We start from the raw sequence: 17,792 nt of genomic DNA on the forward strand, positions 1-17,792 counted from the left end.
GACAGTGTCTCAAGGGGTGATCAGGTCTTGGAGGCTCGGGGCGTACAGCGCGGCGATCCGGTCCGGATCGGCGGCAGCGATCGGTCCGTCGTGGTCGATCGCGAGCGCGGCGCCGAGACCGAGCAGGTGGCCGGTGATCAGCGCGGCCCGCAGGTCGGCGTCCGGGCCCGTGAGCCGGGCAGCGAACGCGCGGGTGACCTGGTCGCGGAAGTGCTCGCGGATCTGGGCGCGCTCGTCACCCTTGCCGGCCGCGAACACGACCCGGACGAGCAGGTCCTGGTCGTTCTCGCGGCGGTACTTCACCAGGGTCCGGACGGCGTGCTCGCCGAGCCGCTCGTTCGGTGCGGCGAGCAGCAGCTGGGCGGCCTCGGTGAAGTCCGCGACCCGCTCGAACAGCGCTTCCTTGCCGCCGAAGTACTTGACGATCAGGGCAGCGCTGACGCCCGCGTCGGCGGCGACCCCGCGCAGCGTGACCGCGTTGTACGGCTCACGCGCGAACGCCTTCCGCGCGGCACGCAGGATCGAGGTCCGGCCCGGATCGGTCACGTAGCCACCTCGCGCTCCGGCTCGCGACGACGTACCGGGATCAGCAGGACCAGCCCCGCCGCCGCCAGGGCCGCCAGGCCGGCGATCACGAACACGATCAGGTACGCCGAGAGCGCGGGCGCGATCCGGCCGGCGCTGGCGATCGTGACGTTGGCCAGCACGGTCGCGACGATCGTGCTGCAGATCGCCTGCCCGACCGTGCGCATCAGCGTGTTGAGGCCGTTCGCGGCAGCCGTTTCGGTCACCGGCACAGCATGCATGATCAAGGCCGGAAGCGCCGAGTACGCAACGGCGGTGCCGGCAGAAACGACCGTCGCACCGATGACGATCCCCGCCACGTTGTGGCTGGTGAACAGCCGGACCACGTACCCAGCGGCCATCAGCACCGACGCGATCGTCAGCGTGAACCGCGGGCCGCGTGCGTTCGAGATCCGGGCGGACACGGGCGAAAGCAAGACCATCGCCACGCCGCCGGGCAGCAGACACAGACCGCTGACGACGATCGACTCACCCAGTCCGTAGCCGGTCCAGGTCGGCTCCTGCACGAGCTGCGCGGTCGACAACGAGTTGGCGTAGAACGCGAACCCGATCAGCAGCGCGCCGAGGTTGGTGAAGAGTACGGCGGGACGCGCGGAGACGCGGAGGTCGACGAGCGGGCTCTTCGTGCGCAGCTCGTACCAGCCCCACACCGGGATCAGCAGCACGGTAACGGCGTACAGGACGACGAGGGTCGGCGTACTCCAGGTTGTGGTCTTCGAGACCGCGAGGAGGAAGCAGACGAGGAATGCGCTGAGGCCGAGTGCGCCGACGATGTCGAAGCGGCCACTGGTCCGGATCGCCGACTCGGGGACGATCAGCAGCACCAGCACGATGTCGAGCAGACCGAGGCCGAGGTTGATCCAGAACATCGTGTGCCAGTTCGCGTACTCGACCACCAGCGTCGCGGCCGGGATGCCGAACGCCGCGCCGATCCCCAGCGTCGAGCTCATGATCGCGATGGACGGGATCACCCGGCGCGGGGGCAGCTCGTCGCGCAGGATGCTGATGCCGAGCGGGACCACCGCAACCGCGGCGCCCTGGAACGCCCGGCCCACGATCAGCACGGACAGGTTCGAACTGGTTGCGCAGAGCAACGAGCCGATGATCATCGAGGACAGCGCGATCAGCAGCACGCGGCGCTTGCCGTACATGTCGCCGGCGCGGCCGAGCAGCGGGGTGAAGACGGCACCGGTCAGCAGTGTGACGGTGATCAGCCAGCTCACGTCGGATGCGGGGCTGTGGGTGATCTCGGGGAGTTCGGGCAGGAGTGGAACGACGATGGTTTGGCTGATCGAGACCAGCACGCCGCAGAACGCGAGCGCGGCCAGAATCAGGCGTGGGTGAGCGGCAGGGCGGACGGTCACACGGAGTCCTCACGGGGTGAACAGTTGTTTACTCCGGAATGGTAAACGCACGTTCACCCCGGCGGGAAGTGGACCGGCGAACTGGCCCTGGATTGGACCAGCTCGCCGGCAGCGCCGCTGCCTAGGTTGGTTGCATGAGGATCTTCATCGCCGGTGCGACCGGCGTCATCGGCCGTCGTCTCGTACCGCAGCTGGTTGCCGAGGGCCATCAAGTGACCGCGTTGTCGCGGCGGTCGCAAGTCGCCGGCGTGACGACGGTGCAGGGTGACGTGTACGACGCTGCCGGGCTCCGCGAGGTGGTTGCCGCTGCCCGGCCGGATGTCGTCATGCATCAGCTGACCGACCTGACGTCGCGCGACTTCGCCGCGAACGGGCGGATCCGGCGTGAAGGCACCCGCAACCTCGTCGACGCCGCGCTCGCTGCAGGCGTACGGCGGGTGATCTCGCAGAGCGTCGCGTGGGCGTACGAGCCGGGCGAGACGCCGGCTGACGAGTCCACGCCGCTCGACCTGCACACCACGGACGAGCGCCGCCGCGGGACGGTCGACGCGATCGCCACGCTCGAAGCGATCACGGCCGAGGCTCCCGAGTGGGTCGTACTGCGCTACGGCATGCTCTACGGCCCCGACACCTGGTACACCAAGGGCGCACTGATGGCCGACCTGGCCACCTCCGGCCAACTCCCGGCCAACGCCGACGTCACCAGCTTCCTCCACGTAGACGACGCCGCCACCGCAGCCCAAGCATCCCTAACCTGGCCCTCCGGCCCCGTAAACATCGTCGACAACGACCCCGCCCCAGCCACCGCCTGGCTCCCGGTCTTCGCTGCATCCGTCGGCGCCCCAACTCCACCCGTCGACACGACGTCCACAGGTACGGCGACTCCCCCGAGCACCTCACCCGCCGGCGCCTCAACCTCGACCAGTACAACGACGCTCGGGACCACCGCGCCCGCCGGCGCCTCGACCTCCGCCAGTACAACGACGCCCGGGACCACCCCGCCCGCCGGCGCCTCGATCTCCGCCGGCACGGCGGCGCAGCCGAGCGCCCCACGTACACCCTGGGCTCGGGGCGCCACCAACGCCTATGCCAACTCCCTCGGCTGGGCTCCTGCTCACCCGACCTGGCGCACCGGCTTCCTCGCCTAACCCCACGCCGCCGCCCCCATCCCCCGGCACCTCAACCTCGACCGGTACAGCGACGTGCAGGAGCACCTCACCCACCCGCGCCTCAACCTCCGCCGGTACTGCCACGTCGCGGACGACCCCGCCCGCCGGCGCCTCGAACTCCACCGGCACGGCGCCGCAGCCGAACGCTCCGCGCACGCCCTGGGCTCGGGGCGCCACCAACGCCTATGCCAACTCCCTCGGCTGGGCTCCTGCTCACCCGACCTGGCGCACCGGCTTTCTCGCCTGACCCCACACCGCCAAGAACCCCACCACCATCGCCGAGTCGTGGCGATTGGTTGGTGGGGTGGAGCTCGAGTCGTGGATTCTGGCGAGATTTTTGCGCCTGAATCCACGACTCGGCGAAAAAGCCGATCGGGCCCGGGGCGCTCTGAGGGGGAGGAGAGCGTCGGGCCCGATCGGGGGCGGTCCGCCGGCAGCGGGGGGTAGCGCTGGGGTTTAGCGGACCGGGCCTGTGATCAGTTCGATGGTGGCCTTGTGGGTCTGGCCGGACTGGTCGACCCAGCCGACCTCGACCTTGTCGCCGGGGTGCTGCTTGTTGAGCAGCTCCGACAGCGTGTCGGGCGACTCGACGGTGTGACCGGCGAACGAGGTGATCACGTCACCGGGCTCGATGCCGGCGTCGTCCGCGTGCCCGTCGGCGAGTACGTCGCCGACGACCGCGCCGCTGGTGCCCTCACTCGTCACGACCGAGACTCCGAGCATCGGCGAGGCGCCGATGTGGACGCCGTCCGACGACTTGCCGTTCTCGATCTGCTTCGCGATGTCGAGCGCCTGGTTGATCGGGATCGCGTACCCCTCGGCCGTCGTCCCCGACCCGTTCGGCGAACCGCCCTGCCCGTTCCCGAACCCGTTGCCCGACCCGTCGCCCGAGCCGTTCTGCGAACCGGAGCCGTTGCCCGAGCCGTTCTGCGAACCGGAGCCGTTGCCCGACCCGTCGCCGAAGCCGTTACCGCCGAACGGGTTGCCGAAGCCGTTCCCGTCGCCGTACCCGGTGCCGTCGCCGGCCGCCGCCAGCGTCGCGGTCGAGGTCGCGCCGGAGGTGGCCGCCGTCTGACCCGGCCGGCCCTGGCCGCCGTTGTTCCCGTCGCCCCCGGCCACGTCCACGCCGACGACCTCGCCGTTCGCGTCCACCAGCGGGCCGCCGGAGTCGCCGGCCTGGATGTTCGCGTCGGTCTGGATCAGGTTCGTGAGGTTCTCCGGGTCCTGCCCGTTCTCGTCGGTCGCGGTGATCGCCTGGTTCAGTCCGGTGACCTTGCCGGCCGCGTAGCTCGGCGTACCGCCGACGCCGCCCGCGTTCCCGACGCCGACGACCTGGTCGCCCAGCTTCACCTGGTCGGAGTTACCGGTCTTCGCGGTCTGTAGCCCGGACGCGTCCTTCAGCTTCAGTACGGCGATGTCGTGCTGCTCGTCGTACCCGACGACGCTCGCGGTGTACGTCTTCCCGTTGCCGATGTCGGTCACGGTGATCGAGGTCGCACCCTCGACGACGTGGTGGTTGGTGAGCACCTCGCCGTCGGAGGTGAGCACGATCCCGGTCCCGGCCGCCCGGGCGTTCTCGTACCCGAGCACGGTGTTCACGTCGACCAGGCCCGGCGACACCTTGGCCGCCACGGCCGAGGCGTCGAATGCCTTCTGCGACAGCTCCGAGCTGTTCCCGGCGCTGTGCTGGTCGATGCCCCAGGCAACCGATCCGGCGACGACCACCGCGGCCAGCCCGAGCGCCCCGGCTCCCAGCAACCGCCGCCCGCGCTTCTTCGGCGGCTTCGGCGGGAACGGGTACTGCGGGTTGAACTGCGGCCCGTGCGGGTACTGCGGGTTGTACTGCCCACCCTGCTGGTACTGCGACCCCTGCTGGTACTGCGGACCCTGCGCACCCTGCTGGTGCTGCGGGGTGTACTGCGGGTACCCGCCATGCGCCGGCGGCCAATCTCCGTACTGCCCACCGTCGTACGGTCCACGTCCAGCGCTCTCGTTCATTTCCCGTGCCCTCCTCAGCCAGTTCCCTCTGCCTTCGAGTAGAGCGCGCCAGACTGAGAACTCCATCGGCCCAGCCAATGAATCAGCTGAGAATCTTCTGCACCGCCACCACCACGGCCCGGCGTCGCATGGTCGCGTTCGGTTCATCGGCGCCGTACTCCGGGTTCATCGACGACCAACTGGTCGCGATCGCCTGGATCAGCGACAACAGGCTGACCGGGGTGAACACCCGCGGGACCACGCGCCGCCGCATCCCCCGCTGCAGCTCGCCGAGCCGGCTCGCGTTGACCGCGACGATCGCCTCCAACGGCTGACCGTGCGGCCGCTCGAGCCGGTACCAGGTCGACAGCCGCAGCCGGTCCGGATGCGCCTCGAAGTAGTCGAACACCCGGCCCGCGTACGCCGGCAGATCGTCGGCGTCAAACCCGACCTCGTCGAGGTACTCCGCCACCGAAGCGCTGAACGCCGCGTCGAACAGCCCGTCCTTGTTGCCGAAGTACGCGTAGAGCATGGCCTTGTTGCAGCCTGCCACCTCGGCGATCCGGTCTACCCGCCCGCCGGCGATCCCGCGGGCGGCGAACTCGTCGATGGCGGCGGCCAGGATGCGCGCCTTGGTCCGCTCAGCGTTCCGTTCCTGCATGCAACCAGGCTAACCAACTGGTCAGTTGATTTCGACCAACTGGTTGGTTAGCTTGGGAATTAAGCAACCAACCAGTTGGTTAGGACCAAGCATGAACAAGATTTGGCTGATCACAGGCAGTTCCCGCGGGCTGGGCCGCGCCCTCACCGAGGCCGTGCTGGCCGCCGGCGAGCGGGTCGTCGCCACCGCGCGCAAACCCGAGCAACTCGACGACCTGGTCGCGAAGTACGGCGAGCAGATCCGCGCCGTCGCCCTCGACGTCACCGACACCGCGGCCGCCCAGGCCGCCGTACAGACCGCACTCGACGCGTTCGGCGGGCTGGACGTCGTGGCGAACAACGCCGGCTACGCGAACAGCGCGTCGATCGAGGAGACCCCCGACGACGACTTCCGGGCGCAGATCGAGACCAACCTCTTCGGCGTCGTCAACGTGACCAAGGCGGCGCTGCCGGTGTTCCGCGAGCAGAAGAGCGGACACTTCCTGCAGTTCTCGTCGGTCGGCGGGCGAGTCGGCGGGACCCCTGGCATGGGCGCCTACCAGACCGCGAAGTTCGCGGTCGAAGGCTTCTCCGAGGTGCTCAGCAACGAGGTCCGGCCGTTCGGCGTGAAGGTGACGATCGTCGAGCCGGGCGCTTTCCGCACCGACTGGGGCGGCTCGTCGATGCAGCTCGCGGAGGTGCACCCGGACTACGACTCCACCGTGGGCCAGATGAACCGCTACCGCCTGGAGACCGACGGCAAGCAGCCGGGCGACCCGGCGAAGGCTGCCGAGGCGATCCTGCACGTCGCGAACCTCGACAACCCGCCGCTGCGTCTCCTGCTCGGCAAGGACGCCCTCACCCACGCCGACCGCGCATCCAACTCCCGCGCCGAAGAAGCCGCCGCCTGGTCCCACCTCACAACCTCAACCGACTTCGACTGAACCCACGAAGGACTCCCGGACCACCGTCCGGCCGCCCGGCGGTCAGCGCAGGTCGCGGAAGAACTTGCGGACGTCGCCGACCAGGATCTCCGGCTCTTCCAGTGCCGCGAAGTGACCGCCGTGGTCGACGTCGGTCCAGCGGGTGATGTTGTTGTCCCGCTCGGCGTACCGGCGGATCGCGACGTCGTGGGCGAAGGCGAGCACAGCTGTCGGTACGCCGGAGTTCTCCAGCTTGGTCCCCCACGCCTCCTGCTGTGCGTACCCGACGTACGCCGCCGAGCCGGCGGTGCCGGTGAGCCAGTAGATCATCGCGTTCGTGAGCAACCGGTCCTTGCTGATGATTGCCTCCGGCAAGGTTTCGGCCGGCCACGTCCAGGCCCTGAACTTGTCCATGATCCAGGCCAGCTGCCCGACCGGCGAGTCGACGAGTCCGTACGCGAGCGTCTGCGGCCGGGTGGACTGGATGGAGATGTAGCCGAACTCCTTCTGCAGGAATTCGCCGATCCGCGCGATCCGGTCCTGCTCGAGCGGCGTCAGCGTCTTCAGCTCCTCCTCCGGCAGCGGGAACGGCGGCAGCGAGGGGCCGCCGTTCGTGTGGACGCCGACGACCCGGTCACGGGCCGCGCGCGCCACCGCCGGTGAGACGGCGCCGCCGATGTCGCCGCCCTGTACGCCGTACCGCTCGTACCCGAGCTCCTCCATCAGCAGCGCCCACACCTGCCCGACCCGCTCCCTGGACCATCCGTCGGTCGACACCGGCCCGGAGAACCCGAATCCGGGGAGCGAAGGAATCACCAGGTGGAACGCGTCCGAAGCCTGACCGCCGTGGGCGACCGGGTCGGTCAGCGGCCCGATCACGTCGAGGAACTCGACGATCGACCCGGGCCAGCCGTGGGTGAGGATCAGCGGCAGCGCGTCCGGCTCGGCCGACCGGACGTGCAGGAAGTGGATCCGCTGGCCCTCGATCTCGGTGGTGAACTGCGGGTACGAGTTCAGCTCCTTCTCGGCCGCGCGCCAGTCGTACGAGGTCCGCCAGTAGTCGACCAGCGTGGACAGCCAGGAGACCGGTACGCCGGTGTTCCAGTCGTCACCGGGTAGCGGCGCGGGGAGCCGGGTGCTCGCCAGCCTCGCGGCGAGGTCGTCGAGCGTGCTCTGCGGGATGTCGATCGTGAAGGGCTTGATCATGTCTAGAACTCTGTCATCTACTTAGGACAGCTTCAGTCCTAGCTGCGTGGCAGAATCCAAATCATGCTCGAAACCTCGGCCCGGCTCCTCAAACTCCTCTCGCTCCTGCAGCAGCCCAAGGAGTGGAGCGGTGCTGCGCTGGCCGACGAGCTCGGCGTCGGCGTCCGGACCGTACGGCGGGACGTCGACAAGCTCCGCAACCTCGGCTACCCGGTCGATGCCGTGCCGGGTGTGGCCGGCTATCGGCTCGGCTCCGGCGCGGCACTCCCGCCGCTGCTGTTGGACGACGAGGAGGCCGTCGCGGTGGCGATCGGACTGCGCGCGGCAGCGAGCGGCACCGTCGCCGGGACCGAGGAGTCGTCGGTCCGGGCCCTGACCAAGCTGGAGCAGGTCCTCCCGTCCAGGCTCCGGCACCGGGTCGCGCTCCTCCAGCAGGTCGCCGTCACGCCGGCGGGCGGGCCGTCGGTTCAACCCGACGTACTGCTCGCCGTCGCGGCCGCCTGTCGTGACCATCAGCGGCTCCGGTTCGACTACAGCAACCACGACGGTACGGCGACCACCCGGACGACCGAGCCGCATCGGCTCGTGCACACCGGGCGACGTTGGTACCTCGTCGCGTGGGACCTCGACCGGACCGACTGGCGCACGTTCCGCCTCGACCGGCTCGAGCCGCGGATCCCGACCGGCCCGCGCTTCACACCGCGCGACGAGGTGCCGGACATCGCAACCACGAACCGCGGCGTCGCGTACGGCGGCTACCGCTACCAGGCGCGCATCCTCGTCCACGCCCCCGCCGAACAGGTAGCCGACCGCTTCGGCCCCAGCGTCGCGACCGTGACACCAGTCGAGGGGGCAGAGGCCGGGGCGACTCTGGTTGAGACTGGGGCGAATACGCTCGACGAGATTGCGTTCTACCTCGGGCGGCTGGAGTACCCGTTCGAGATCTTGTCGCCGCCGGAGTTGATCGAGCGCGTCCGGGAGCTGGCGACGCGCCTGGCTGCGTCGCTCCCGCCGTCCTGACCGGTACCGTTCAGGCATGCAGGATCGGTACGTCGAGACCGTGCTTGGCCGAATCCGGCTCCGTGTCGGCGGTGAAGGGCCGGCCATGCTGTTCTGGCCGAGCCTGCTGATGGACGGCACGCTCTGGTCCGCCCAGGCCGCACACTTCGCCGGCCGCTTCCAGGTGATCCTCGTCGATCCACCTGGTCACGGCGGCAGCCAGCCGCTGACCGGCCCGTTCACGTTCGACCAATGCGCACAGGTGATCACCGAGATCCTGGACGACCTACAAGTCGGCAAGGCGCACCTGATCGGCAACAGCTGGGGCGGCATGATCGGCGGCACGTTCGCCGCGTTGCATCCGGACCGGATCGGCATCGCGGTCCTGATGAACGCCACCGCCTCACCCGCGGGCCGCCGGCAACGATTCGAGTACGGCGTACTGACCCGCTCCGCCCAGCTCCTCGGCGGGATCCGCGGACCGCTCAAAGCGCCGGTGCGGGACGCGTTCCTCGGCCCGACCACCAAACGCGAGAAACCAGAAGTCGTTGCCACGGTCAACGAACTGGCCGCAAAGGTGAACATCACCTCGGGCCGGCACGCGGTCACCAGCGTGGTCCCCCGTCGCCCCGACCAGCGCGAGCTGTTCGCAACGATCCGCACACCGGTCCTGGTCGTCGCGGGCGGCGAGGACTCCACGTTCCCGCCCAAGGAGACCGAGGAGATGGCGGATTCAATCCCCGGCGCCCGCTTCGTCGTACTCGAGCAGTCGGCGCATCTGGCCGCGCTCGAGTCCCCGAAAGAGGTGAACGCCCTGATCGACGATTTCCTCGCCGATCAGGGCGCTGCCTACTGACAGACGGTCAGTGGTTGCTGACGACCGCCCCGGTCTTCGGGTCGAGGATCAGCTTGTCGCGGTTCGGGCGCTGCCAGAAGTTGAACATGCCGTTCAGGCTGCCGGCGCGCTGGTCGAACGAGTGGTCGCCGATCCGGCCGGTGCGCCAGTTGTCCTCGATGAACTTCAGCACCGAGCTCTGGTCGGTCACCGCGTGGTCGACGTGGTTGGTCTTCGCGTACGGCGAGATCACCAGCAGCGGCAGCCGCGGACCGTAGCCGCAGCGGTCGGCGTACCCGCCGGCGACCGGGTCCTTGCCGCAGGTCGCGGCCTGGTCGAGCGCCGCGTCCTTGGAGCCGTTCACGGTCGGGGACTTCTGGTGGTCGTACCAGCCGTCGGAGTCGTCGTAGGCCAGGACGACCGCGGTCGACGACCATTCCTTCGACTTCTGCAGCTGGTTGATCTCCTTGACGATGAACGCCTGCTCGTCCAGCGGGTCGGAGTACCCGGCGTGCCCGTCCTGGTACTCACCGGCCTTCAAGAAGCTGACCGCCGGGAGGTTGTTCGCCGCAAGGGCCGCGTCGAAGTCCGAGGTGTCGTACTGGTGGTTGGCCTGGTCGGTGTGACCGATCGCCTTCACCGAGGTCGGCGGCAGGTGCTTCGGGTTCGACGTCGACTTGTAGTACTCGAACGGGTTGTGGTGCGGGCTGTAGTCGGTCGCCGCGATCCCGCCGACGTTGTTGTGCGTGGCGCCGCAGACGGACTTGCCGTCGACGGTGGCGGTCGGCTTGAAGCCGCCCTGGAACCAGCCCCAGGTGACGTGCTTGCTGTTCAGCAGGTCGCCGATGTTCTGCCCGTGCATCACGGCCAGGTTGTTCGTCGACTTGCCGTTGTTGTTCGCGCAGTCGTCGTAGTACGGGTCGGGGTCGTTGGTGATCGTCCCGATCCCGTTCTTGTCCGGCGACTGGACGGCGTACGCGTCGGTGGTCGGCTTGCCGGTCTTCGGGTCGACGGCCTGGCCCCCGTGGGTCTGGCCGGCGATCAGGTTCAGCGCGCCCGGGGTGGACGGGCCGTAGACCGTGTCGTACGAGTTGTCGCTCAGCGCGTAGTGCTGCGCGTAGTTCCACAGTGCGGTGACGGTGTTGCCGTCGTAGTAGTCCATCACCAGGCCCGGCTCACCGAACAGCACCGGCTGGCCGGTGCACTTGTCGGTCTCGGTGTTCTCGACAAACTTGTCCATCTTGCCGCCGTTGACGGCCTTCTGCTCCGGACCGTAGCCGTGGTTCTGGTCGCAGGTCATCGCCTGCGACGGCGTCAGCCGCTTCGGGTTGTACGCGTTCGGGTTGCTGGTCAGCAGCTTCTTCGACAGCCCGTTCACCTTCGGCGTGTTCCGGGCCGCCTTGAACGGCGTGCCGTCGGTGTTGGTCGCGTTCGGGTACGTACCGAAGTAGTGGTCGAACGAGATGTTCTCGCCGAAGATCACCACCAGGTGCTGGATCGGCGTCGACGGGTGGACCGTCGGGAACGAAAAGGCGGCGTCACTCACCTGTCCGCTACCGCCCTGACTGCTCACACTCCCCTTGCCGCCCCCACTGGCCACGCCCTGATTGGTGCCGCCGCCGCTACAGGCGACCAGCAACAGGCTCGTCGCGGCCACGCCGGCCGTGGCGAGCACACGGAGTCTTGCGCGCATGCCTTCTCCTCTTAGGTAAATCATGCGAGCAACGACCGCCCGAAGTGGTCGTTGCCGTCCCGAACACCGGGAAGCACAAAGAAGTAGCCGCCACCGACCGGCCGGATGTAGTCGACGAGTGGCTCGTCGATCAGCCGGGTCTGCACGGCCTCGAACTGCCGGGCGATGTCCTGCTGGTAGCAGCAGAACAGCAGCCCCATGTCCAGGTCACCGACCGCGTCGGTGCCTTTGTCGTAGTTGTAGCCGCGGCGCAGGAACTGGCTGGCCGCAGTACTGGCGGTGCGCGGGTTGGCCATCCGGATGTGGCTGGTCAACGGGATCGCGCCGCCGGTCGGATCGGCCGGGTAGTCCGGGAGATCGGTCTCGCGGTTGCCGTCCAGCGGTGCGCCGGAGTCGCGCCGGCGGCCGAACATGTTCTCCTGCTCACCGACCGACACCCGGTCCCAGAACTCGACCAGCATCCGGATCTGCCGCAGTACCTGGTAGCTGCCGCCCGCGGTCCAGGCCGGCTCGCCGGTACCCTTGCCGACCCAGACGAGCTTGTCGTGATCGGCGACCGCGGGCTTCACGATGCCGTCCTTGAAGCCCATCAGGTTGCGCTGCGTCCCGGATGGCCGCGGCGGGTTCTGGAAGCCGTCGACCCGCCAGCGCAACTGCATCGCGCCGCGGGTGTGCCGAGCGATGTCGCGCAGGGCGTGCAGCACGGTGTCGGTCTCGGTCGCGCACAACTGCAGGCTCAGATCCCCGTGACACAGGCTCTCGTCCAGGCTGTCGTTGGGGAATTCTTTCATCGGCGTCAGCTTCGCCGGCTTGCGATCCTTGAGGCCGTACCGCGCGTCGAACAGCGACGCCCCGACCCCGACGGTGACCGTCAGGTCGTCACCCGGCATATCCGGACCGAGCACGCCGGAATCGGCCGGCGGAGCAGTGATCCCCAGCGGTGGAAGCGCACCGCCCGCAGTCAGCAGCCTGGCCCGCTCGGTCACTGTCTGGAACAGCTCGGCGAGCTCGGCCTTGTTCGCCGCGATCACGTCGAACGACGCGAAGATCGCCTGCTTCTGCGGATCGTTGGTGATACCGGCCTGGTGCTCGCCGTGGAACGGTACGGCGGTCGCCGGGGCCGCGGCGGCCGTGGAACCGGCCAAGCCGGCCACTGCCGCGGTGCCGACACCGGTCACCGCTGCGGCGCCCGCTCCGGCCAGCGTGCCGCGAAGGAACGAGCGACGGTCGAAGCCGGTCATCCAGCCCTCCGAACTTCACAGATGGCAGCGACGGAGGCGAGCTTCTCCAGCAGTTCGCCGACCGCGCCGTTGAGCTGCTCGCGGGTCTTCTGGTCCAACCGGCCGACCGGCGTGTTCTGGTGCGCGGTCAGCAGCGTGCGGACCCTGGCTTCCCACTTCTGCACCTCGGGCAGGTCGGGGTCGCGGGGTTTGAGGACCGGATCGAGGATGGCCAGCACGGTCGCCGTACCGTTCAAGTTGGCCAGAGCGGTGTTCAGCGACGTACCGCTGCCCTGGTCGTTCTCGCCGGTCAGCTCGAACTGCAGCGCGTTCTCCATGATCTCGTGGGCGCGGAGCCCGAGATCGTTCGGATCGACCTGCTCGTTGGGCAGATCCTTCTGCAGGCCGTGGACGTCGGCCGCCAGTTGGTCCGCGATCGGCTTCAGGCTTGGAGCGGAGGCGTTGTGCCACAAACCCTTCTCCAATGGATGGAAGCCGCCGGATCCGTCGATCTTGTCCGCGAAGTCGCCGAACGCGTCGTACGCCGCACCGAGCGAGTTGTACGCCAGATGCGCGGCCAGCCAGTCGGCGCGAGCGGCGACCAGGTTGCCGGCGTCGACGTCGGCGCGGAGCTTGTCCGTCTTGACCACCAGACCGGCGACGCCGGTGGCGACCGCAGCCTGGTACTGCTTCACCAGCGGCAACATGTCGTTCTTGGTGACTGCGACCACGGCCGGGCCGGCCTTCCCGTCGCCCGTGACGCTGACCGTCGGTCCGGTGATCGTGTCGGTGTCCTCGATCAGGCAGCGGATCGCGTACCGGCCGGCGCCGAGCTGCACGTCCATCGGCGCGGACGTGTCCGGGCCTAGGCCCTCCACCTCGCCGTACACCAAGTTGTCGTCGACGTCGACGAGATCGACCTCGGCCGGTGCGTCACCGGTGTTGTGCAGGGTGATCGTCTGCCGGCCGGTCTTCGCATCGGTCCAGCCCTGGCCGCACGCGCTGCGGGACACCGTGACCTCTGGCGGGCCGCCGGCCGCGTCGGCGGGAGCGCCGTGCCAGGGCCGCCAGATCGCCAATGCGACAACCGCTCCTACGACTACCAGCGAGACGGCCGCCGGCAACGGACGAGGGGTGCGCACGAGATGTTGCTCCTGAGACTTGGGCAGATCCATTCGTCGCTGATATTAATCACGAGGTTGCCGGAGAAAGGGGTTGTTGGCCCGCTGGTCACCCAGTGTTCGCCCTAGCGGCGGGTGGGGACCGAGGTGCGAGACAGGTCCGAGGCGACGACGATCTCGCCGGAGAACTCGGCGGCGGCTTCGCTGAGAAAACGCTCAGGTTCCTGATAACGCTGGGAAAAGTGGGTCAGGACCAGCTTCCGTACGCCGCACTCCGCCGCGACGCGGGCTGCCTGCCGGGCGGTCAAATGCCCGAAACGACGGGCTAGATCGGCTTCCGCGGAGAGGTAGGTGGACTCGATGACGAGCAGGTCGGCGTCCTCGGCGAGGCGCAGTACGTTCTCGCACAACCGGGTGTCCATGATGAACGCGAACCGTTGCCCCGGCCGCGATTCGCTGACGTCCTCGATCCGTACGGTCCGGCCGTCCACCTCGAGGGATCCGGTCTGCTGGAGCCGACCGATGGCCGGGCCAACGATGCCGTGGGCAGCGAGTCTGTCCGGCAGCATCCGGCGGCCGTCGGGCTCGATCAACTGGTATCCGAACGAGTCCACCGAGTGCTCCAGGCGGCGCGCCCACAACTGCCCGAACGATCCGACCGACAGCAGCCCGTCCTCCTCGACCGGCTCCTCGAGCAGTTCGGCCCGCTCGTAGAACGACGCGGCGTACCGCAACCGGGTGAAGTACTTCTGGCCCGACGCCGGGTAGTGGGCACGGACCGGATGCGGTACGCCGTCCAGCGACAACCGCTGCACGATTCCCGGCATGCCCAGACAGTGGTCGCCGTGGAAATGCGTGATGCACAACCGCGTGATCGCGCCGGCCGCGACCCCGGCGTACAGCATCTGCCGCTGGGTGCCCTCACCCGGATCGAAGAGGAACCCGTCGTCGTCCCAGCGCAGGAAGTACCCGTTCTGCGTGCGTTCCCGCGACGGCACCTGGCTGCCGGTCCCGAGCACGACGAGTTCACGCACCCGCCCAACACTAGCTAACCGAGCGCCTGCCGGAACGCGACCAGGAACCGATCGACCTCTGCCGACGTCCAGATCAGCGGCGGCCGGATCTTCAGCACTCCCCCGCCCGGCCCGGTCGTCCCGACGAGTACGCCGTGAGCCCGCAACCGCTCGGCGAAGTCCGCCGCGTCGGGTACCTCGACCCCGACCATCAGGCCTTGGCCACGCACCGGCACCTCCGGCACCAGCGCCTTCAGCCCGTCCCGCAACTCCGCGCCGACCGCACCGGAACGCGCGACCAGCCCGGTCTGCTCGATCACGTCCAGCACCGTGAGCGCGGCAACACAGGACACCGGATTGCCGCCGAAGGTGCTGAAGTACTCGTCCACCTCGGTGAACGCCTGGGCGATCTCCCGCCGGGTGATCAGAGCTGCAACCGGATGACCGTTGCCCATCGGCTTGCCGAGGGTGACGAAGTCCGGTGTCAGCCCGAAGTCCTGGAACCGCCACAGGTTCCGCCCGCCGCGCCCGAAGCCGGCCTGTACTTCGTCCGCCAGGAACAACCCGCCGGCCGCCCGTGCCGCGTCCTGCAACCCTCGCATGAAATCGTCGCGTGGCGTCAGGATCCCAGCGCCGCTGAACACACTGTCCACCGCGAGCAAGGCCAGATCATGCCCGGCATGCTGCAGCTCGGTCCGGGCCGCGCCGACCCGCGCGATCGCAGCTGGTCCGTCGTCCCCGGGATCTCGCGGCGCCTGGAAGACCGCGACGTGCGGAGGCCGCGCCGAGGCCGGGTAGGTGTTGGTCGAGAACGCAGCCGTCGCCTCGCTGACCCCGTGGTACGCCAGGTCCGCGACGATCGCACCACCGCGTCCGGTCACGACCCTGGCCATCCGCCAGGCCAGATCGTTGGCCTCGCTGCCGGAGTTGGCGAACACACATGTGTCCAGTCCGTCCGGCATCGACGCGACCAGCCGCTCGGCGAGCTCGACCACGTTCGCGTGCAAGTACCGCGAGTTCAGATTCAGTACGGCGGCCTGCCGCGAGATCGCTTGTACGACGGCCGGATGGGTGTGTCCGACGACGGGAACGTTGTTGTAGGCATCGAGATACCGGCGTCCGTCGGCGGTGTGGATCCACGGACCTTCGGCGCTGACGACCTGCAACGGCTCGCGGTAGAACAGCGGTGACAGGTCGCCGCCGAGGGCTGCCTTACGGCGTACCAGCAATGTCGGGTCGGGTGCTGTGGCGACGCGTGACGTGCCACAGAGGCGATGGAAGCGGTTGGTCAGCTCACTCGGTTCGAGCTCGCCCAGCTGGTCGAGGATGCGCCAACTGCCGACGACGAGGCTGGTCAGGTACTCCTCGTTGTCGGGATAGAGCGGCGCGCGCCAGGCCGAGATGAGCACGCTGGCGGCGGAACGGGCCAGGACGAGTTCGCCGATCAGCTCGACCTCGGCGGGCTCGAGCGGCAGCACCCGTTGGTAGCCGTCGAGGAAGCGGCCGGCGTCGGCCCACAGATCGCCGGACTCCCGCAGCAACGAGGTGAGGCCGATCGCGAGGTCGGCGACGCGCGCGGTGTGGTGCATGTCGCCGAAGTCGATGACGCCCGAAATGCTGTCGTCGGCCAGCAGCAGATTGCTCAGGGTCACGTCGCCGTGCAGGGCTGATGCCGGGAGCTTGCGGGTGGCCTCGCCGAGCCCGGCGAAACGATCGAGCAGGCGCTGCATCGGGGCACGCCGCCGTACGTCCGGAAGGCTGTCCGCGTACGGGCGAAGGTCGGCGACGTGGCGTGGATCCCAGTCGAGCCTGCGATGGGCCGACGGGTGCCCGAAGCCCTGGAGAGCTCGGGCCAACCGGGCGCTGATCTCGCCGAAGCCGGTCGCGAACCAGTCCGGCAGAGCGGTCAGATCGGCCACCTCGCCGGGCAGGACGGTGATGACCCGGACCAGATGTGTTCGACCGTCGGCGGCCTGGACCTTCGTGACCGGCGCGCCGGTGGTGGCGGGGATCAGCCGCGGAATCGGCAGGTCCGGATCGACGCGCGCGACGTGCTCCATCGCGGCGCACTCCATCGCGATCTGGTCCGCATCGTCCCCCGAGTTCGACACCTTGACCACCAGCCGCCGGCTGCCGGCCTCGGCGAGGAAGTTCCGGTCACGCTCACTGCGCAACTCGGTCACCACGGCATCGAGGTCATACTCCGACCGCAGCAGCTCCGCCGCCGTCCGGGCGTCAACCTCGGGCGGATCCTCGACCATGCTCGCCGTCTGGCCCCCGGTCACGACGCCGGCTCCCAGATCACGCGACTACGTCCGACGAACGCCAGCTGTTCGGGGGTATCGAAGTACTGCGGAACGCCCTCCGCATCGAGCCTGAACGGCGCGTCGTGCCCCGGGTAGACCACGGCGGCGAGCTCCGCGACTCGCTTGATCGAAGCAACCGCTCGGGCCTCGTCGTACGGATGTCCCGGGGCGAGGTCGGTCTGCAGCGCCTCAGCAGTCGGAACGGCATCGGCGCTGAGCACGGCGGTCCCGTTCGGGGTACTCACGGCGAGGCCGATCGATCCCGGAGTGTGGCCGGGAAGGTCCAGCACCTGCACCCCGGGCAGCGGCTCGTCGCCGTCACCTGTCGTGTGGACGTCCATATCGTCGAGGATCCTCCTGGTCCACCGCGGTGTGCCCAGGTCGGCAGCCGGCGGGTCCGCCAGGTTGCGGACCTCGGCAGGGTGCACCAGCACCCGGGCCTCCCGGAAGAGGTCGACGTTCTGGACGTGGTCCCAGTGACCGTGCGACAGCACGACCGTGCCGATGTCGGCCGGCTCCAGGCCGCGCGCGGCCAAGGCCTCGAGCAACCACCGCCGCCGGCCCGCGTGGCCGCAGTCGAAGACCAGACGGCCGGCGTCAGTCTCGACCAGGTGGACGGAGCAGAATGCCGGGTTGCCCTGCGAGGTACGCAGCGAGTAGCCGCTCAGCAGAGTCGTGAGCGTCGGTTTCATCGGCCCCTCGGGGAAGATCGATGGGTGGAACGGCAGCGCCCCGCGCCGGT

The 17,792-nt window shown here is 69.0% G+C and carries 15 protein-coding genes; 4 read left to right on the forward strand and 11 right to left on the reverse strand.

The window, feature by feature from the left end; all coding sequences use genetic code 11:
• Positions 1-9 precede the first annotated feature (9 nt).
• On the reverse strand, positions 10-546 hold the full coding sequence (locus tag ABT313_RS25235) for a TetR/AcrR family transcriptional regulator (protein WP_350858563.1): 537 nt from the start codon (positions 544-546) through the stop codon (positions 10-12).
• Positions 543-1,949 carry an MFS transporter gene (locus tag ABT313_RS25240; protein WP_350858566.1) on the reverse strand — a complete coding sequence of 469 codons (1,407 nt, stop codon included), beginning with the start codon at positions 1,947-1,949 and terminating at the stop codon, positions 543-545. The genes ABT313_RS25235 and ABT313_RS25240 overlap by 4 nt, the downstream gene beginning before the upstream one ends.
• A 134-nt stretch (positions 1,950-2,083) precedes the next feature.
• Here ABT313_RS25240 and ABT313_RS25245 point away from each other — a divergent pair, with 134 nt between their 5' ends.
• Entirely contained in the window at positions 2,084-3,097 is a 1,014-nt protein-coding gene (locus tag ABT313_RS25245) for an NAD-dependent epimerase/dehydratase family protein (protein WP_350858570.1), read from the forward strand.
• A 477-nt stretch (positions 3,098-3,574) separates the two neighbouring features.
• Here ABT313_RS25245 and ABT313_RS25250 read toward each other — a convergent pair whose 3' ends face one another.
• Both ABT313_RS25250 and ABT313_RS25255 read right to left on the reverse strand, forming a co-directional pair.
• Positions 3,575-5,116, reverse strand: coding sequence for a S1C family serine protease (locus ABT313_RS25250; protein ID WP_350858572.1), 1,542 nt, complete (start codon positions 5,114-5,116; stop codon positions 3,575-3,577).
• A gap of 82 nt (positions 5,117-5,198) precedes the next feature.
• On the reverse strand, positions 5,199-5,756 hold the full coding sequence (locus ABT313_RS25255) for a TetR/AcrR family transcriptional regulator (protein WP_350858575.1): 558 nt from the start codon (positions 5,754-5,756) through the stop codon (positions 5,199-5,201).
• 91 nt (positions 5,757-5,847) lie between these two features.
• Between ABT313_RS25255 and ABT313_RS25260 the strand changes: the two genes are divergently transcribed.
• The gene (locus ABT313_RS25260) at positions 5,848-6,678 is read left to right on the forward strand and encodes an oxidoreductase (protein WP_350858578.1); all 831 of its coding nucleotides are present in this window, start codon (positions 5,848-5,850) and stop codon (positions 6,676-6,678) included.
• Positions 6,679-6,720: 42 nt separating this feature from the next.
• On the opposite strand, the gene ABT313_RS25265 is transcribed toward ABT313_RS25260, so the two are convergent.
• Entirely contained in the window at positions 6,721-7,863 is a 1,143-nt protein-coding gene (locus ABT313_RS25265) for an epoxide hydrolase family protein (protein WP_350858579.1), read from the reverse strand.
• A 63-nt stretch (positions 7,864-7,926) separates the two neighbouring features.
• Between ABT313_RS25265 and ABT313_RS25270 the strand changes: the two genes are divergently transcribed.
• Positions 7,927-8,883: a helix-turn-helix transcriptional regulator gene (locus ABT313_RS25270; protein WP_350858582.1), complete on the forward strand. Its 957-nt coding sequence runs from the start codon at positions 7,927-7,929 to the stop codon at positions 8,881-8,883.
• Positions 8,884-8,899: 16 nt separating this feature from the next.
• A complete protein-coding gene (locus ABT313_RS25275; protein ID WP_350858584.1) occupies positions 8,900-9,718 on the forward strand; it encodes an alpha/beta fold hydrolase in 819 nt (272 codons plus the stop codon).
• A 7-nt stretch (positions 9,719-9,725) separates the two neighbouring features.
• Here ABT313_RS25275 and ABT313_RS25280 read toward each other — a convergent pair whose 3' ends face one another.
• From ABT313_RS25280 to ABT313_RS25305, 6 genes are all read right to left on the reverse strand, one after another.
• Complete coding sequence (locus tag ABT313_RS25280) at positions 9,726-11,390, reverse strand: phospholipase C (RefSeq protein ID WP_350858587.1); 1,665 nt, start codon at positions 11,388-11,390, stop codon at positions 9,726-9,728.
• A gap of 20 nt (positions 11,391-11,410) precedes the next feature.
• Positions 11,411-12,631, reverse strand: a complete 1,221-nt coding sequence (gene efeB / locus ABT313_RS25285; protein WP_350858590.1) for an iron uptake transporter deferrochelatase/peroxidase subunit — start codon at positions 12,629-12,631, stop codon at positions 11,411-11,413.
• Positions 12,628-13,752 carry an EfeM/EfeO family lipoprotein gene (locus ABT313_RS25290; protein WP_350858593.1) on the reverse strand — a complete coding sequence of 375 codons (1,125 nt, stop codon included), beginning with the start codon at positions 13,750-13,752 and terminating at the stop codon, positions 12,628-12,630. Before ABT313_RS25290 ends, efeB begins: the two co-directional genes overlap by 4 nt.
• Before the next feature lie 104 nt (positions 13,753-13,856).
• Positions 13,857-14,765 (reverse strand): ribonuclease Z, encoded by a 909-nt coding sequence (locus ABT313_RS25295; protein WP_350858596.1) that lies wholly within the window; start codon positions 14,763-14,765, stop codon positions 13,857-13,859.
• A 14-nt stretch (positions 14,766-14,779) separates the two neighbouring features.
• Positions 14,780-17,029: an aminotransferase class III-fold pyridoxal phosphate-dependent enzyme gene (locus ABT313_RS25300; RefSeq protein WP_350858599.1), complete on the reverse strand. Its 2,250-nt coding sequence runs from the start codon at positions 17,027-17,029 to the stop codon at positions 14,780-14,782.
• Positions 17,026-17,742, reverse strand: a complete 717-nt coding sequence (locus ABT313_RS25305) for an MBL fold metallo-hydrolase (RefSeq protein WP_350858602.1) — start codon at positions 17,740-17,742, stop codon at positions 17,026-17,028. Before ABT313_RS25305 ends, ABT313_RS25300 begins: the two co-directional genes overlap by 4 nt.
• Positions 17,743-17,792 lie beyond the last annotated feature (50 nt).

The sequence above is a fragment of the Kribbella sp. NPDC000426 genome (genome assembly GCF_040300265.1).
Lineage (GTDB): Bacteria > Actinomycetota > Actinomycetes > Propionibacteriales > Kribbellaceae > Kribbella.